Annotated in this window: 17 protein-coding genes and 1 pseudogene; 7 read left to right on the forward strand and 11 right to left on the reverse strand. The window is 32.5% G+C overall.

Annotated elements, in window-relative coordinates:
• Positions 1 to 300: 300 nt before the first annotated feature.
• From AAGD45_RS05850 to AAGD45_RS05885, 8 genes and pseudogenes are all read right to left on the reverse strand, one after another.
• Positions 301 to 582: a nucleotidyltransferase domain-containing protein gene (locus AAGD45_RS05850; protein WP_341761012.1), complete on the reverse strand. Its 282-nt coding sequence runs from the start codon at positions 580 to 582 to the stop codon at positions 301 to 303.
• A 33-nt stretch (positions 583 to 615) separates the two neighbouring features.
• Complete coding sequence (locus tag AAGD45_RS05855; RefSeq protein WP_341761013.1) at positions 616 to 1,476, reverse strand: Rpn family recombination-promoting nuclease/putative transposase; 861 nt, start codon at positions 1,474 to 1,476, stop codon at positions 616 to 618.
• A gap of 37 nt (positions 1,477 to 1,513) precedes the next feature.
• Complete coding sequence (locus AAGD45_RS05860) at positions 1,514 to 1,921, reverse strand: hypothetical protein (RefSeq protein ID WP_341761014.1); 408 nt, start codon at positions 1,919 to 1,921, stop codon at positions 1,514 to 1,516.
• Positions 1,911 to 2,249, reverse strand: a complete 339-nt coding sequence (locus AAGD45_RS05865; protein ID WP_341761015.1) for a phage head closure protein — start codon at positions 2,247 to 2,249, stop codon at positions 1,911 to 1,913. Before AAGD45_RS05865 ends, AAGD45_RS05860 begins: the two co-directional genes overlap by 11 nt.
• Before the next feature lie 6 nt (positions 2,250 to 2,255).
• Entirely contained in the window at positions 2,256 to 2,795 is a 540-nt protein-coding gene (locus tag AAGD45_RS05870) for a head-tail connector protein (protein WP_341761016.1), read from the reverse strand.
• Between the two features lie 242 nt (positions 2,796 to 3,037).
• Positions 3,038 to 4,573, reverse strand: a complete 1,536-nt coding sequence (locus tag AAGD45_RS05875) for a phage major capsid protein (protein ID WP_341761017.1) — start codon at positions 4,571 to 4,573, stop codon at positions 3,038 to 3,040.
• Positions 4,574 to 5,279: 706 nt separating this feature from the next.
• Positions 5,280 to 5,999, reverse strand: coding sequence for a phage terminase large subunit (gene terL / locus AAGD45_RS05880; RefSeq protein ID WP_341761018.1), 720 nt, complete (start codon positions 5,997 to 5,999; stop codon positions 5,280 to 5,282).
• Between the two features lie 37 nt (positions 6,000 to 6,036).
• Positions 6,037 to 6,603, reverse strand: a pseudogene (locus AAGD45_RS05885) (phage portal protein); the annotation flags it as partial.
• Positions 6,604 to 7,155: 552 nt separating this feature from the next.
• Here AAGD45_RS05885 and AAGD45_RS05890 point away from each other — a divergent pair.
• From AAGD45_RS05890 to uvrC, 7 genes are all read left to right on the forward strand, one after another.
• Positions 7,156 to 7,830 carry a hypothetical protein gene (locus tag AAGD45_RS05890; RefSeq protein ID WP_341761019.1) on the forward strand — a complete coding sequence of 225 codons (675 nt, stop codon included), beginning with the start codon at positions 7,156 to 7,158 and terminating at the stop codon, positions 7,828 to 7,830.
• Between the two features lie 177 nt (positions 7,831 to 8,007).
• The gene (locus AAGD45_RS05895; protein WP_341761020.1) at positions 8,008 to 8,832 is read left to right on the forward strand and encodes an IS110 family transposase; all 825 of its coding nucleotides are present in this window, start codon (positions 8,008 to 8,010) and stop codon (positions 8,830 to 8,832) included.
• 224 nt (positions 8,833 to 9,056) lie between these two features.
• Positions 9,057 to 9,488 (forward strand): tRNA (adenosine(37)-N6)-threonylcarbamoyltransferase complex ATPase subunit type 1 TsaE, encoded by a 432-nt coding sequence (gene tsaE / locus AAGD45_RS05900; RefSeq protein WP_341761021.1) that lies wholly within the window; start codon positions 9,057 to 9,059, stop codon positions 9,486 to 9,488.
• Positions 9,489 to 9,542: 54 nt separating this feature from the next.
• On the forward strand, positions 9,543 to 9,779 hold the full coding sequence (locus AAGD45_RS05905; protein WP_341761022.1) for a DUF6290 family protein: 237 nt from the start codon (positions 9,543 to 9,545) through the stop codon (positions 9,777 to 9,779).
• Positions 9,770 to 10,048 carry a type II toxin-antitoxin system RelE/ParE family toxin gene (locus AAGD45_RS05910; protein WP_341761023.1) on the forward strand — a complete coding sequence of 93 codons (279 nt, stop codon included), beginning with the start codon at positions 9,770 to 9,772 and terminating at the stop codon, positions 10,046 to 10,048. Before AAGD45_RS05905 ends, AAGD45_RS05910 begins: the two co-directional genes overlap by 10 nt.
• Positions 10,049 to 10,452: 404 nt before the next feature.
• Entirely contained in the window at positions 10,453 to 11,862 is a 1,410-nt protein-coding gene (locus AAGD45_RS05915) for a sodium:solute symporter family protein (protein WP_341762227.1), read from the forward strand.
• 307 nt (positions 11,863 to 12,169) lie between these two features.
• The gene (gene uvrC / locus AAGD45_RS05920; protein ID WP_410521060.1) at positions 12,170 to 14,107 is read left to right on the forward strand and encodes an excinuclease ABC subunit UvrC; all 1,938 of its coding nucleotides are present in this window, start codon (positions 12,170 to 12,172) and stop codon (positions 14,105 to 14,107) included.
• A 179-nt stretch (positions 14,108 to 14,286) separates the two neighbouring features.
• Here uvrC and AAGD45_RS05925 read toward each other — a convergent pair whose 3' ends face one another.
• The 3 genes from AAGD45_RS05925 to AAGD45_RS05935 all read right to left on the reverse strand — a co-directional run bounded on the left by AAGD45_RS05925 (position 14,287) and on the right by AAGD45_RS05935 (position 18,012).
• The gene (locus AAGD45_RS05925) at positions 14,287 to 15,957 is read right to left on the reverse strand and encodes an IS1634 family transposase (RefSeq protein WP_341761024.1); all 1,671 of its coding nucleotides are present in this window, start codon (positions 15,955 to 15,957) and stop codon (positions 14,287 to 14,289) included.
• Positions 15,958 to 16,262: 305 nt separating this feature from the next.
• Positions 16,263 to 17,684: an FAD-binding oxidoreductase gene (locus AAGD45_RS05930; RefSeq protein WP_341761025.1), complete on the reverse strand. Its 1,422-nt coding sequence runs from the start codon at positions 17,682 to 17,684 to the stop codon at positions 16,263 to 16,265.
• Positions 17,626 to 18,012: a cytochrome c maturation protein CcmE gene (locus tag AAGD45_RS05935; protein ID WP_341761026.1), complete on the reverse strand. Its 387-nt coding sequence runs from the start codon at positions 18,010 to 18,012 to the stop codon at positions 17,626 to 17,628. The genes AAGD45_RS05930 and AAGD45_RS05935 overlap by 59 nt, the downstream gene beginning before the upstream one ends.
• Between the last annotated feature and the right edge of the window lie 324 nt (positions 18,013 to 18,336).

An 18,336-nucleotide genomic window follows, 5' to 3' on the forward strand; every position in this document is an offset into this window, starting at 1 on the left:
TCGACCTACGGTCTCCTCGCAATGACGTTTTATAGACGTATATGTCTATTAGCGAGCGAACGTACGTGAGCGTGGCAATCCATGAAGCTTGTCATATCGAAACAATTAGATTTGAGACGGCTCTGCATCTGATTGTTAAATTAATATTTTGCTAAAAACATGATTTTAATTTTTTAAAATCATGTTTTTAGCTTTAGAAAGGTTTAAAATGCATTTGCGTTAGCCGCTTTAAGAATGCATTTTTCCTTATATTAAAGCCAGTTTTGGATTAAAATTAAAAATTTTAATCCGAAATTGAGGTTATAAATGTGTTATATCTTTTTCTATCAGCGACCTAAAATCCTCATTCATATCAACAAGCCATCTTTTAACATCTACTTTAATTGGCAAATCAGATTCTTCTAATTCCTCTTGCAAGTTAAGTAATTCTTCATCACTTATTAGTTCCATAATGTAGAGGTCAAGATCAGAAAATTTCCTATTGCTACCTTTACTGCGAGAGCCATATGCTTTAAATGTATATGGATATTTTTTTAAGATAGATTTCAATAATAAAAAATCTTCTTGTTCAAGATTAATCATTTAATTTCTCCAAATCATTTGAGTATACAAAGCTTATTTCTTTATCTGTTCTATTTCTTCTATTGATAATTTTGTATATTTAACTATTTTTTCTATCGGCTCATTATTAGCTAGCATTTCTTTTGCTATTGTTATTTTTTCTTCAGCTTTACCTTCATTAAAATTTTCTGCTAGAGCAAGTTCTTCTGCATCTTCCTGCAATTTGGTTCTAATATATAAGTCGTATTCTGCTGGGGTAAGCTTATACCGTTCAATCATATGGTAAGCATCTAATACCTTACTGCTCTTAATATCTTTAGGTGGTTCTGTCTCTTGTGTTGCACATTTGAATAGATGTAACCACTCATCAGCAACACTGGTTAATTGTGTTTTTTTAAATTTTCCAAGCTCTATAAATATATAAGAGAGGTCAAATAAATATTGTTTATTAGTAGTAGTCTCAACATTTTTATGAATACTTATATAAGGCACTTCTTTGTCAAATATTCTAGTTTTTACCAATGAAATCACTATTACTGGCAATAAATCCAAGTGAGTTAAACCTTCTATAAGTTGCCCAACATATGAATGGGCAGAATAATATTGTACTCTTTTTAAATAATCGGTTTCATTTCTTTTTTGCATTTCGATAATGTACCAGTTTCCTGATTCATCTTTAACTTTTAAATCAAATACACTTCTCCTACCCTTATGAATCCCCGCTAATTCTTCTACTGGAATAAATTCAATTTCCTTAATTCTGTACATTTCAGATAAATCAAGAACACTATTAAGAAATTCTTTTAAATTCTCCTTATCACGGAAGATTTTCTTAAACAGACTATCATTTGTTGGGTCTAAATATTTTTCCATATCAATTACTCCCTTTTCCTTCAATATTATTAACTCTATCATTTTCTGATCTTTGAGTATATGGAATAGTTGATTTTCATTAACTATTCCCCTTCAATAAAGCTTTATAATCTATCGTAAGCTTAGTAGTTATAAGGTCAGAACTACGCTGAAAATTTATATTACATGCTTTCATACTAGCAACAATATAATCTTGAAGAATACATGCATTAGCTGTTAATTTATTAGTAATTTTTTCAGCAAGTAAAGTCAACAGACCTTGGTTTTTATCCCTAGCAAAAGCACTTATCTCAAATTCCACCTGGTAAATATTTTGATCTAATCTTGATATATTTTCAACTTTCAAAATATTTATTAGTAAAAACGGATATTTTGCATCCTGAACTACCGATATATAAATTCGGTCAACACTAAGTCTAATATCTTGGTCATTAGATAATAATTTATATATTGTCATGTGAAAATCATGAATAAAATTAACAGACATATATTTCTAGCCCTACGATATTCAAGAATTTACTTTGTTCTGCCACGTTAATAATCCGCTTAATCTCAAATTTCCTATCTCTAAATGATATACGCATCTTGGTGGTAATACCTTTGATAAATCTTATTTTAAACAGATAAAACCCTTCCGTCATAATATGACCAAAATTCACAGGTTCTATCGATATAAATCGATTATCACAAATAGGTTTTATTTCAGCATAAACAGATAATTTCTCTTGCCATTTTTCTTGCTCTATTTCACTTGTAGAAAAATTTTCTAAAATTTTTACCTGATGCTGCAAACTACGTGCTATTGATTTTTTCATTTTTAACTATATTTTTAATTGTCTATATGCTAAATATAAATTTTTAACTTCCGTTGACAAAGAAGTAGCATTTTGCCTTTCTCTGTCATACATTTCTGCTATATGCATTAATATTCCATGTCTTATTGATGCTGGGATACTAATCCTGTCATAACCAGCAAAATATTCAACCGTTAGTTGGCAATTTTCTAATTTTTTATTTAAATATAATAGTGATCTAGCCATATCTAGGTAATATTGCCTAGATTGCAACTCAATCACTGATCCATCACTATTTGTTAGAGTAATTTTTACTAGCTCCTTTATCGGTTGATATTTTAACTGAAAATTTTGCTGATTTTTAATATTGCAAACAAATTCTATCCTCCTTGTTATTATCGTAAGTTTAGTAAAATTCTCAGCGGCCATAATTGCCGCATCTATTAGACTATTAATTAAATCATCATCATAATTACCTTCTATCCTCATATAGTTTTTAACTTCTACTAAAGTCCAAATAGTCTGAGGAATTAATTCAATAACTTTAAATATATTTTCTTTATGCATATAATACCTAGTAAAAACTGTTGAAAGTTAGTAAATACATCTTTCCTACACGTCATTGCGAGGAGCTGTGCAAAGCACAGCGACGCGGCAATCTAGGATACGCGAAGCGTTACTCTAAAAAAACAGCTTCGCTGTTTACCTGGATCGCCACGGCGTCTGTCGACGCCTCGCGATGACGATTGTTTAACTTTCGACAGTTGTAGTGCAAGCACCTTCTCACCAATAGACGTTTCATTTCTGATTCAACCAAACATCGCCAATTTAATAGCACTCTGATTTACTACATCGCCCCCTACTCTTTTGACTGCATAAAATTTTACAAATGGCTTATCGGTATAAGGGTCTCTCATGATATTAATACCACCACGATCTATAATTTTATATGCTGATTTAAAATCACCTATGGCAATTGCAATATTATCTTTCTTTATCAAAGGCATCTCAGAACAACAAACCACAGGCACTCCAAAAATTGTTTGCTTTAAAGAGTCCGAGAGCGATTGTTGCCAAATAAAACGACCATTATTATCTTGCAGTTTTTGAATAAATGATAAGGTAGTACGGTGCATTAAAAAACTAGCATTTGCCAAATATTCTTCATCAAGTAAATTGATAAAATCCAGTAATTTTTCTGCGGTAACTTGCTCACCCATATCAAAATGTTCTATTTTATCATGATATCCAGATAAAATACCCTGTGGTCTCTTCTTACCATCTACATTAATAAACGCATCATTTTCGGCTTTTACAAAACTATCTCTTAAACGTTCTATCAGCCAGTTCTCTATCCTAATAGCTGAATCATCTATCAAAGTTTGGCTAGCTTTTGGCTGAGCGTAAAGGTCATGTACAAAAATTCTCTGTTGCTTTAACTTAGGAGCAGTTGTTTCATCTCTTGCCTCTAGATCGCCAACCCAACCACTAGCAAAATTGCCATCTTCAATTACTATATCAAGGGCATTACTAGAAATTATTTCAATTGATGCTAATTGCCTCATAGGTGATCTAGCGTTAATCTCAGTGATTATACTATTATATAAAGTTGGTACTAATAATACCCCGCCTTCTTGATCCCCACTATTTAAGGATTTTTGGATTAATTCACTTTGGCTACCTTTACGAATATAACTATCAAAAGCTGTTTTATACTCAATATCTTGCATCCCCCCTATTTCTGGACGAGACAAAAAATTTTCTAGATTATATATTTTCTCCTGTAACTCATTGATTTTCATCTCATTACTGTTTTCGTTATTGTTTTGTTTGGTCATTAATTCTGTATCCATGTTATTCTCCTTTTCCATTAAAACTTGTTTTGTGATATGCGAAATCTTAGCATGATAATTGGCTGGGAAAGTTACTATACTAACCTCCATTAATTCAGCTTCAGTGATAACTCTTTGATTTAAGTTATTGTAATTTGATAGTTTTATATTAAAACCGATGGAAAGACTATCAACTGCCCCTTGACGGACAAGTTCTATAGCTTCTTTGCCTTTTTCAATTTTATTATTAATTACAGCTTCAACTTTTAAGCCGTAATCATCCTCTATCAAAGACTTAATTACACCTATTGGTTTTTGCCAATCATGTTGCCAAAGAAACTTGATATGCGAATAATTAGCTGAGGCAAAAGCTCCTTTAACAATTAGGTCATTATGCTGGTCAGAAATATTATAAACACTAGCATAACCTGAAATAACTACGCTATTGTCTGTACTAGATTTTATGATTAAATTTTGAATCACTTGATTCTGCTGTAAGTTTTGAGTATACATATTACCTTATAATTGCAACAATTAATGGTAATATATATTATAAATCTCTAGCACTAAGTGTTTTATGAAAAAAATTTATAAAAAAATAAAATGAGATTAGTAAAAGAGACAAAGTACTAATAATTGTTGACGGTACGGGTATATTAATTCCATAGTACCTTACATTTTTTGTATAATCGTCATCGCGAGGCACCGTTAGGTGCCGTGGCGATCTCGTGACTCATCTTCGAGACGAAAAAGTGCTTTAAACGTCTAAAGAATCAGGTTCGCAGCGGTTTTGGAATGAAGTTTGTAGTCATGTAAACATCACTTTTCTACTTGACATACTAAAAATTAGTCAACATAATGCTTCTTATGTGTATTACCATTGTTTTGTTTCAAATAAAAACTCTTGTCATTAAAGTACACTTTTATCAGTATTTCTTTATTATAAAATTCCACAGGTGAAAAAATGTAGTCAGTAACGAGAATTTAATTCTACACTCCACTCGTCGCATAATACTCACGTTCTATAGCATAATTTCTGCTCATATTTATCTCGAAGATGAGTCGTGAAGTGAGGAGTAATACTTCACAAGATTGCCACGTCGGCGATTTCATCGCCTCCTCGCAATGACGGTTGGAAGGCATATTAATAGTGGTCATACAAAAAATTTAGGGTACTATGATAAAAAGCAAACAGGGGATGACTTATAAATGTAACCAACTAAAACCCTCGTATCCTTACTGTTGCTTTGTTAGATTGTTTCTTTATAAAATTCAAAAATTGGCTGACTGAATCAACTATGTCATCATTTTTGCAATGTGGAAAACTTAACAATTCGTTAAGTAATATAGTATTAAAAGCCGATTGTTTTGGCAAAGCTACGGCTGAAGATTGGAATAAAGTTAACACTGAGGAAAATCTAGTGATTTTATCAAGTTTTGGTTTTATGGCAACTATGTTAACAACTCCATCTAATCTTAGATCTTGTATAACTTGCTGACCACTTGCTTTATCTTCAATTAATATATATCTAGGACAATATTTCTTGGCTAATTTCTCTACTTGACTCTTTAACTCTGGATAAGTAAGTTTTTGCCTGAACATTGATACAAGATAATATCTCTTATCTAAAATGCCCCAAGAGGTACAAACACTATAATCAGCATTCTCTGAAATTTTAATGGTAGTATCCCAGCTTTGCACAAAATAATCAAATATCGAAGGCAAGCTCTCATAAAAGCTAATATCCTCCATATTCAATAATATACAATTATTAGCTATTGGCTCTTGCAAATATTGGGCAGCATAATTATGTATACCAATTTCCTGTTCTAATTTTATAAGATATTCAGGATTATCTCGAAAACCATGTAAAATATCGCCTTTAACATATTGATGTTTATAATTATTAATAGAATATACTTGATCTCGTTTAGCCATAGCTGGAATTTTTAAGTGATGCCAAGAATTGGAATTAAGAAGCGGCATCAAGGCAAGATAATCCATAACACGAATTAGTAGGATGATAATTTTTTAAATGTAACACCTTACTCATTCGATTAATTGCTGAGATAGGATAAATTTTCTCTCCACTACTACTCATATATCTATACGCTACCGGATAGTTCTTATCTAACACTAACTCAGTTGCATTGCTAGGCAGTAAGTAAATCTCCCGGGGGCGATTATTCATTAATGTAGCTAAAATATAGGCATTACCATATAACAGCTTACTTGCTATCACTTCACCGAAAAAATCTGCTCCTGCTTTCTCTGGATTAGGCCTTTTCAATAAATTATAAACAGGATGATTTGCTATTCTTTCAAAAGATCCTCGATTATTTTTACTAACTATCCAAGGCACATGGCTTGCTGATTGTGCTATTAAATTCACACATCGATAAACTATAACATTTTTACGATATGCCTCTATACCAACTTTTACATCCCTAAATTCCGAATTCCCTAGAGCAGTAAAATCAATAAATGTATGTGATTTACAGGATTTAGCTTTAAAGATTTTTTTAAAATATTTTGTTATCATATTCACCTAAAATAAATAATAATTATCACTTATAACACCACTTATAACATATTTTGTACTTGCACTAAGTGTTTTGGTGCATAAATAACTTCCAAATTTTTAAATTTTACAATAGAATATGTATAATCTTAAGTTCGATGTAAGACATCGGTTTACAGGGTAATTTAAAAGTCGGGCTATAAGCCTAATAGATAAAGGAAAAAGTGCTTAATATGTACTCGATGTCATTCCATCGTATATGTCACCCCTGCGAAAGCAGGGGGCTAAAGAAATAGACAGGAAGGGTGCTTTAGAGATTCTAGATTCCCGCCGTTGCTAAGAATGACATCGTTCCTGCGTATATCTAAATTCCCGCCGTTGCTAAGAATGACATCGATGGTGGTTAAATTTATATCTATAACAACTATTAATTGTGATTTTTAAATTACCCCTATCGGTTTAATAGCCTATTGTGTCATTCCAGCTCTAACAGGGATGACGCTGACTCTAGTGTTAACTTGTTACATCGAATTCAGGGATATATAAAGAATTCAAACTAATAGAGTTATATTAATGTCTGCTCAAATAATAGAGTTATTAATTTTTGCTGGAGTCGCTTTTTTTATTATAAATAGGCTAATTGCTACTCTTGGCTCTACATCAGAGGATGATCCAGCTAAACGCAAATCTTCCTTTTTCGGTGAAACAGGAATCAAAGACGTTACTTATACAGCAAAAACTGCTGCTGGTAATATTTTTAAGAATAATTTGCCTCATAGCGTGGTAAAAACCCCTCCTATTAACCCTATGGAGTTTGATGGGTTAATAGTTGAAGAGAATTCCACTGCTATAATAGCTGGTCTTGCAGCTGTATCGGCTAAACTTCCATCATTTAAAGCAAGAAAATTTTTACATAGTGCAAAAGCAGCCTTGGAACTGATCATTGAAGCCTCTAATGATGATGATATTGAAGATTTACTTACATTGGTGGATAAAAGATATATACAAGAATTCCATATTTTTTCTGAAACCTATGGAGAATTTGTCAATGGCAGCGTACTAGATGCTAAAATTTCTGAAGCTTATACATTCGCTAATAATATTTTCATAAAAGTATTATTCACAGGTGAAAAAATAACTAGTAGTATAGAATATATGCAAGAAGAATGGACGTTTTCTAGAAGCCTTATCTCTAAAAATACAGATTGGTTCTTAACTAAGGTTGATCGCCTAGAAGAGGATAAATAGCTAGGTTCTTATATCTTTAAATTATGATATAAGTAATTGTAAGAGGGTGACTTGATAGGTTCTTGATTGAAATAATCGTGCACAGAATAAGTACCCTCTTACAAGGTTTGCTTTGAACAAATTGCAGAAGGTGCTGGAAGCAGCAGCCTTGCACAATAAGATGAAGGAGATTATATCATGAGTAAAATAATAGGTCTAGATGTAAGTAAAAAATGGTTAGATATATGTTTATATGAGTCTAACAATAAACCGATATATAATTGTTTTTCCAATGATAAGTTAGGGCATGAAGAACTGATAAAATTAATAAAAGAGCAAGAAATTAAGATAATAGTATGTGAGCCTACTGGAGGTTATGAAGCAGAGATTTGCCAAGAATTGTATAATAATAAGCAACAGATACATAAGATCAATACCTATAGTTTTAATTCATTTAGTAAATCGGTGAATTTGTGTAAAACTGATAAGAAGGACGCATTTAAATTAGCATATTATGGCGATAAGATGCAACTTACAGCTAATTATTTATATCAAGTTGAATCAGAGACTTTGAAGAGATGTCAGCAAAGGCGAGAAGATTTAGTATTAATGCTTAGCAATGAAAAGAAGAGGCTACATCATAGTATTGATGGCATTGATAAAGAGAGTATAGAAAAACTCATTAAATTTTTACAGAATGAAATAGCTGAGCTTGATAAGAAATTAAATGAGGTAATAGATGAATCAGAAGAGTTGAAAGAGAAGGTAAAAATATTAGAGAGTGTGCCTGGTATTGGTAAATGCGTAGCTAAAAAACTAATTAGTTTTTTACCTGAATTAGGAAATAAAAATTATAGTAGTAACGAATTGTCAGCAATTGTGGGGATAGCTCCTTATGCTCGTGATAGTGGTAATAAGCAAGGACGAAGATTTATTAGAGGGGCAGGAAAATACCACGAGATGCTTTATACATGGCGGTATTGGCGGGGAAAAATGGTGTCAAAAATAGTTTTCAATATTTAAAAGCTTTATATGATAGGCTTGTTAACAATTTTAAACCTAAAAAGGTTGCTATAGTTGCGTGCATGCGTAAACTACTTGAAGTGTGCCATAAACTTATTCAACAAAAACGTTGTTTTGTTATTTAGATAAATATTTTTTATTTTTTTGAAAATTTAGATAAAAGATAATTGCTGTGAACCTAGTTTCCTAGCTTCTATTGATTCACCCCCAAATTTGAATATCCAATGAAGTTTCAACAAGAGCCTATTATTTTAAACAATGAACAAGACTCTATATCGTTTGCACAAACTATTGCTAAAAATTTAGAATCCAGTGCAATTATAACTTTTTCCGGTGATTTAGGCTGCGGAAAAACATTTATATGTCGAGAGATTATAAAGTATTTTTGTGGCTCTGATACTCATATCATCAGTCCTACTTTTAATTTGCTACAAATTTATACGACATCAAAATTCACGATTTATCATTTTGATCTTTATCGTTTAAACTACTTAGAAGAAATTTATGAACTAGGTATAGAAGAAGCCTTTCAGGGTAATCTTTGTTTAATTGAATGGCCAGAACTAATTGAAAAAATATTACCTAGACCTATAACCAAAATTCACTTACAAATACTCGACGGTAACAAACGATCTTGTAGCATGGATCATTTCTGACATCCCTTGACAAAGTGATGTAAAAGTGTTACGTTGCACTTATGCTAAACATTAATGAAATTATACATCATGGCAACAAAAAATCCAAGAATCAATGTAACTTTTGAAGAAACAGCTGCTGGTTTACTCTCGCATTTAGCTCATCAGGAGCATAAGTCTGTTGCGAGTTTAGTACGTGAATTAGCTCTTGAAGCTTTAGAAATGCGTGAGGACTGCTATCTATCTAAAGTAGCAGAGAAACTTGATAAGGACGGTGTCAAAACTTATAGCCATGATGATGCATGGAAGTAAAATATCAAGTACGTTATTTAGAAGAAGTAATAAACAAACATATTCCTTCTCTCTCTACAAAAGCTAAGGCACTTATTAAAAAAGTTATTGAAGAGCGTTTGATGATCGACCCTATTGGTTTTGGAAAACCTTTACGTTACAGTCTGAAAGGCCATAGACGTCTTCGATTTAGCGATTATCGTATTGTCTATAGAATTGAGCCAAAAATTAAAACGATTTTCATAGTCGCTATAAAACATAGAAAAGATATATATAACCTCGAGTATTGATGTAATAAATTAATAGTAGGCTCAAGTAATCATTGCCATTAGGGGTGATGTCACCCCTGCTTACCATTATCATCCCAGCACCTTCAAATGTCACCCCTGCGAAAGCAGGGGTCTAAAAAAATAACATAGAAGGTATGTTTTATATAGGTTTAGATCCCAGCTTTCGCTGGGATGACATAATGGCACAAGTAGGGGTAACATCTGAAGAGGCTGGGATGACACCCTAGGCTATTAAATCGATATCTTACATCAAACTAAGGTTATATAAAGATGATTGCAGTTATTGAATACGCAAATATAAATATGCATAAGGATGATATTACCCCTAGAACTCTAAACATATAAGCGTAGTTTAAGTAATACAAAAGAGTTTTTGGTATTATACTCTGCCACTTTCAATAAAAATAATTAGAATGACCCTTGATAATATTATTGTATTGGTATACTTGCTATCAATACTTGTTGTTGGTACATATTACAGATCTAGACTTATAAGTTTTACAGATTATGCTACCGTTCAAGGTAAGACTAGCAATAGTAAACTATTGTTGGTTGCAACTATTTTTGCTTCATCTGTTGGTGGGGGGGCTACTTTTGGTATTGCTGAAAAAGCCTTTTCCGGTGATTTATCGTATAGCTACGGACTAATACTCACTCTACCAATTGATATACTCATAGCTATTTATCTTGTACCCCAAATAACTAAACATTATGGAGCAGAAAGTGTTGGCGATATAATGGTAAAATATTATAGTATATCAGGTCGTTTTATTGCTGGCACTGCGTCTGTTATGGTATCTATAGGCTTTGTTGCTGCCCAAATTAGCGTTAGTGGTTATATTTTTCAATATATTTTAAAGATTAATTATTTAGAAGGAGTAATATTAAGTTATGGAATTGTTATCATCTACACAACTATTGGAGGATTACAATCGATTATGTTTACTAATTTATTACAATTCTTTGCAATGATAATGGCTATTCCAGTTATTGCCATATGTGGTCTCAATAAAGTTGGCATCACTGAATTTATCCAACAACTACCTAGTGAAAAAGTGTATTTTATCTATAATAACAATTTTGCCAGTGAGATATTTATTAATACGATAACTGTCATGCTAGGTTTTTGTGTAATGAACTTATATCCTAATTTTATTCAGAGGGCTCTAATTAATAATAATGCAAAAAAGACTAGTACCGCTATATATATAAAATCAGTTATATATGCTATATTCTTAATATTTATCACCTTAAATGGTCTGATTGCCTATAATCTTTATCCCAACTATTCTTCTAATCTTGCATTACCACACCTAATTGATCAAATAGTACCCTCAGGGTTACAAGGCTTTGTGATAGTTGGCTTACTTGCAGCAGTTATGTCTACCGCTGATTCTGATTTAAATGTTACCTCAATAGCCTTAGTGAAGGACTTATTAAATCCTATTTTTAAAATACAAAATCAAAAGAAATTATTGTTAATTGCTAGAATTACTAATGTCGTAATTGGCAGTTTTGCAATAATTGTTGCCTTAAAATTTAATAATGTAATTGATTTAGTAATGTTTATTACCGGATTTTGGGGACCACTGATATTAGTCCCTCTAGTATTTGCTCTTTTCAACATTACTATAACACAGAGAATGATGGTTTTATGTGGATTAAGCGGAACCACATCTTTTCTCATTTGGACATATTTTTTCACTCATAATTCTTGTCTAAAGGGGGTCTTTGTTGGTACTATGTGCAGTTTGTTAGTCTTCTGCATAGGATTAATTACCAAAAAGCTAGGTAATTTGCAAGTTGAGCTATAACTCGATAATCAAGTTTTTAGCAAAATATTAATCTAACAATCAGATGCAGAGCCGTCTCAAATCTGATTGTTTCGATAATTTTACTGAATTTGGGATAAGAATTGACTAATTCTTATCTTGGTAAGGCTTAAACCGTCATTGCGAGGAGACCGTAGGTCGACGAAGCAATCTATATGACAAGCTTCATGGATTGCCACGTCGCCGCTTGCAGCGGCTTCTCACAATGACGATTTTTTAACTTTCAACAGTTATGGGATGACACAATAGGCTATTAAACCGATCTCTTACATAAAACTGAAGTTAAATTATGTTACAAAGATATAAACTTATAGGTTCTAAACTTATAGGTAGTGAATTAATAAAATCTCATCTAGAGAATGCTCCTAATCTTCCTGGGATTTATAAAATGCTGGGTGCTGATCAGCAAGTTATCTATGTGGGGAAAGCTAAGAATCTAAAAAAACGCCTTACTAACTATATTAAAACTGATCTTGACAATAAAACAATACGCATGGTATCTCTAACACATCATTTAGAGTATAATGTTACTAACTCCGAAATTGAAGCTTTATTACTTGAAGCACAATTAATCAAAAAGTTTCAGCCAAAATTTAACATATTACTTAAAGATGACAAATCTTTTCCCTATGTCAAATTACGTTTGGATACTGATTACCCACAATTAATTAAATATAGAGGAAAAAATTTATCTAGTGGTGAATTATTTGGTCCGTTTGTTTCTTCAGAGCAAGTAGATACTACCCTAAAAGAATTACAAAAAATTTTTAAACTACGTTCTTGTAGTGATAATTATTTTAAGAACCGCAAGCGTCCTTGTTTACAATACCAAATTGGTAGATGCTCTGCCCCATGCGTTGGCAAAATTAGTAAAGAAGATTATAGTGAGCTGGTTAGCCAAGTAAGAGACTTCTTAACTGGTAAAACTAAGGAGCTACAAAAAACTCTGTCTGACAAAATGGAACAATTAAGTCTACAATTACGTTTTGAAGTTGCTGCCGAAATACGAGACCGGATAAAGGCACTGAGTTATATCCAACTAAAATCAACCTTATCTAGTAGTTCTATAAAAAATGCTGACGTTATAGCCATTGTTGAAAAGAATAATTGTTATTGTATTCAACTGTTTGTATACAGGTTTGGTCAATCTTATGGAAATATAGCGTATTTTCCGTTTCAAACGGATGAAAGTAGTAAAGCTGAGATTCTAACACAATTTATTAATCAGTTTTATCAAACTAATCCAGTTCCAGATGAGATAATTATAAATCATCCAATCATTGATCTAGAATTAGTAACTAAAGCTATTAAACAACTTAGTGGTAATAATAAATTGTGTATAATACACCCTATCCGTGGTAATAAAGTCAAATTATTAGAAAATGCTGAATTGAATGGCCAGCTAGCACTTGATCAGCATTTAAAACAATTTGCTAAAAATCAAATGATTTTCCAGCAAATACAACAATTATTCAACCTACCATTACTACCAGATAGAATCGAAGTTTACGATAATAGTCACATTATGGGAACATTTGCTGTAGGTAGTATGATCGTTGCGACTAAATCAGGATTCGATAAAAAAGAATATAGGATATTTAATATACCTGTTGCCAAGGGAGATGCCAAAGGGGGAGATGCCAAAGGGGGAGATGCCAAAGGGGGAGATGCCAAAGGGGGAGATGCCAAAGGGGGTGATGATTACGAAATGCTAAGAACAGTCCTAACAAGAAGATTTACAAAATTAAAAAAAGAACCTCTAAAGAGTATAGTTAGTTTAATGATTATTGATGGAGGTAAAGGACATCTATCAGTAGTACAAAAAATAATGGCAGAATTTGATCTTGCAATTCCATTTGTTTGTATGTCAAAAGGAGCTGACAGAAATGCTGGATGCGAACAATTTCATATGCCTGGTAAAGAAGCTTTTACAATCGATAAAAACCTGCCAGTCATGAAATATTTACAAATTCTGCGTGATGAAGCACATAATTTTGCTATAAAAAATCATAGGCTACGCCGTTCCAAAGCTATTAAGGTCTCTAGTTTAGATGACATAAACTCAATTGGCCTTATCCGAAAAAAAGCCTTGTTACATTATTTTGGTTCATATAAAGCAATATGCGATGCTACTATTGAGGAATTATCTAAAGTAAAAGGTATCAGCCAAACTCTTGCAAAGCATATTTTTACATCATTACATAACAAATATACTGCTCGTAAATGAATAGTTGGTAGACGATAGTATAACTTCAAGAAGAGCTAGGAGTGTCAAAGTCGAGCTGCTAGGCGTACATTAGTACGTGAGCAGAGGAGATCTCCCGACTTCCGCATTTTTTAATAAGGCATAAGCTTAGAAGGCTCATAGTGCTGGGATTTTTAAAATTTAGGCACAACATTATTTTGTTATTTTAAATATATTGCATCATGGTCTGAACGTTTGATGTTAAAGGTTTTATAGATTTTTCTAGCTTCGTTTTTTATTGCACTTGGTAGTCTATAAAGATCACCAGTCTTTGTATGTCTTAAGATTGAAGCCTGTACTGATATTAATAATTCAACGATGTTAGTTACACTGATCTTTTGGGTCAGAGCAACCTTGTATTCTATAGTTTTAAGCACTGCAAAACTCATATAACACATAGCTATGTGTGCTTCTATCCTTTGCTTAGTCCAGTGAAAAATTGGACGCATTTGTAAATTATGTTTATTGATTCTAAATTGCTCTTCAATTACCCATAATCTAGCATATTTTGCTATTGCTTCATGTGGAGTTATAGTTTGGTCATTGGTGATTACCCCATGTATGCCATCCCACAACGCATCCTGCTCTATCTTCTCTGCGTCAATATAGCTCTTGCCATTTTCACTAGAAGTATATTTTTTTACTCCACTATTAGATATAAGTTTTTTAGTACTACCAGACTCACCAATAGTCTTATTAATTTTATCTAAAATTTTTTGTCGCTCCTGTGCATCATTAATAGCCCTTTTAGATTTATAACTGGTAATTAGACGTTTACCATCATGCTCTAGATCGGCAATCCAAGTAAGATCATTGCCTATAACAGTAGGCTTATAGTTTTCCTCTGATAATATTTCTTCTTTCTTTTCTTTCTTGAGTGTTTTAAGCTTTGCTGCCACAATATAACGATAACCACCTTCATCGAGAGCTTGCAAGTTAGCTTTACTAAACATTGCACGATCAGCAATAAAACAGACATCTTTAACTTTAAGATACGCTTGCCAGCTGTTAATTGATTTAATTAAGGTGCTAACTTCTGCGGTATTACCACTAAATAGCTCATAGCCAAGTGGTAATCCATCCTCATTAGTTGCTAGGGCAAGAACTAGTTGGGTAGTATTAAAGCGATGATCTTTACTATAGCCAAAGGCTCTTAGCTCATCTATTTCTACTGATTCAAAGTATAGTGTAGTGACATCAAAAAATACTAGGCTAATCTCTTTATTAGGAATCAGGGTTAGGGTGTTTTTAAAGCATAATTCTTTAATTTTAGGTATTTGCTCATGTAATTTGTCCATCATCCGATAAGTAGCATCTAGATCATGATGCCTGTCAAATTGATCGCTTAAATACTCAACTATCCCTTTTTTACTATTTGGTCTTACCATACGGGCTAACACTAAATCCTTCAGCATCCCAGCGTCACGTTTCCTTGCTAGTAACTGGTTAAAATGCATTTGATCATAAACATGCCCCCCTATTTGATGCACTCCTTCAACAACTCGCTTGACTTCTACAACCTCATTTAGTTTTACTTCGTTAACAGGTAGAATATCTTTTAACTGCTTGTTAGTTGGACGACCTCTTTTAACCTTGTTAGTATCATCAGTAAACAAATTCCCCTGCCCAGTTGCAGCTTCTCTCTCAGCTTTAATCTTGGCAATCAAATCTTGTGCTAGGGCAACTAATTTAGCTTCTTCTACTTCATCTACGAAGACTCCTAAATGACGTACTATACGCTGTTTGACGTTACCTTTACTATCACGATAACCTTCTACTATTTGGATAGATTGCCTTGGACTATTAGGACTTTTTTTACGACGTATGTACATATTAGGGCTATAAAATATGGGGCTATATTCAATTAATTAAATAATAAACAACATCGCAGTTAAAGTCAATAATAAAATATCTACTAGGCACAACAGAACGAGAATACCACTTCACCTTCTTACTAATGCCACTTATAACAACTAATATCAAAAAATCTGCGGAAGTCAGGACGATAGTATAACTTCAAGAAGAGCTAGGAGTGTCAAAGTCGAGCTGCTAGGCGTACATTAGTACGTGAGCAGAGGAGATCTTTGGTCGCGGGAACACCAATTCTTGAAGTTCACCGAGTATAACCTAAATTTGATTATAACTCTTCTAAGTAGTTTTTATAAAATTCATTAACAAAAATCATCTTTGGATCATATTTATTCTTTATTGTTTTAAATTGATGAAATTTTGGGTAAGCTTGCATAAATTGCAACCTTGTTTGATAAGGTCTATAAGGAAGATAATAGCTGCCGTTTAACTGTAAAGCTTTATTAGTTATCTTAATTGCCACTCTGCCTATATCTTGATCAAATTTCTCAGTTTTAGGACCACGTAATAACATCACAAAGCATAACATATCTTCTTTTGCATAATTTAGCAAAGTTTCAGAATCTCCCTCAATATGTCTCAAGGTAAGATTCATAAGATAAGGGCTAATATCCTTTTGAAGACTCTGCAAGAAACTGACAAATTCATTAAAACGGTTTATAGGAATAAAATATTCTTGTAACAGATCTATTTTTTTTGGATCTTTAGTAGTATAGACTTTTGTAGACTGGTATAATAATTGATTACGTGATGCTGTTTTAAAAACTTTGTTAACCGCTTTACTTGTCTCAATATACCAACGAATCTTCTTAAAAAATTGGTTATTATAAGTGGAGGCAAATAATAAGCTAACAAATTCATCACTTCCGTTTAAAACGGAAAGAGAAGAATTAGCAATTGGTAAATCATAATCTTCATATATCTTTACAATAAGCCTCTTTAAAAAGTATCTTTTACTAATAGAAAACCTACCGAAGAACATATTGGCTTTTGAATTATCTTTAACCTCTCTCTGAAAATAACTAAGAAATTCACCTATATTAAAAATCTCTTGTTTCAGCCGATATAATCTATTTGGAACTATTTTAAGATCAACATCTATGATAACTCCAAACATTCCATAACCACCTATTGCAGCTTTAAACAAATCATAATTCTCGTTTCGATTACAGTAAATTACCTTCCCTTCAGAAGTTAAAATATGAAAACCATGAATGGTAGAAACCATTGGCGGTTTATTAGCTTGCCAACCATGAACATTAGTTGAGACTGTACCCCCTACGCTAAAATCATAATCTGATTGCATAACAGCAATAGATAAACCTAGAGGATTTAGGAATTCAATCACTTGTTGCCATGTTGCTCCAGCTTGTATCCTCACTAAGTTCTTTCCTAAAAGTTCTATATTATTAAGATTAGATAAGTCTAGAACTATACCACCCCGGCTATAGCTGTGTCCTCCTTGGCTATGCTGCGTTCCTTTCACAGTAATATGAGTCTTTTTATCCTGTGCTTTGTTAATTATTTTATTTATATACTCAATACTATCCTCTCTGGGAATAACTTCGTACCCAAAGATTTCAGTATCATGTAAGCTACCTGTATCACGAGTAACAGGTAAAGCTTGTACTTTAACTACAAAAAAACATGTTAAAATTAAGATGATTGGTAAGATGATTCGAATAATCATTATTGCCTGATAATTTACCTACAGTTACTATCCCTTGATTCTCACGAAATAAAGCGGGTAAAACCCCTTGGTAAGATATTTCTAGGTCTTTAATGTCATCTGTAATGACAAAATGCACTTTATCAGCAGTAATTTTTCTGATTGAACCTACTTTAACTAAGCCCCCTACTCTCAATTCTTTGCCAAGTTTTGACTCGTTAATTTTTGACGGAGGGTAAAAAAATACTATACTATCTTCAAGATTGTATAATACCATATATATTCCCCCAGCACTGCATAAAAGGTAAAATAATATAAACTTTAATCTATTTTTTACCTTTTTTTGCATTACTTAGATCTAACTTTAATTTTATAATAATATTAGCCTGACATTTCTTAGTCTGACATCTCTCTTGCATTATATCCTTTTAATTTTATGATTATTATAATCTCAATTTGGTAGAAGATATTTAACTCACCTCCTTACGCATAACCCCCACAACTGTTGAAAGTTTACAAATACCTATACCATAGCGTCTATTAGCGAGCGTAAGCGAAACAATCTATAGATAATATTACTGGATTGCTTAGTCGGCTTTACAGCCTCCGTAGCTCATGACGTATAAAGAAGCTGTATTTACTAACTTTTAACAGTTGTGGGATGACATTGTTT

This window comes from Candidatus Tisiphia endosymbiont of Thecophora atra (assembly GCF_964026395.1).
Classification (GTDB): Bacteria; Pseudomonadota; Alphaproteobacteria; order Rickettsiales; family Rickettsiaceae; genus Tisiphia.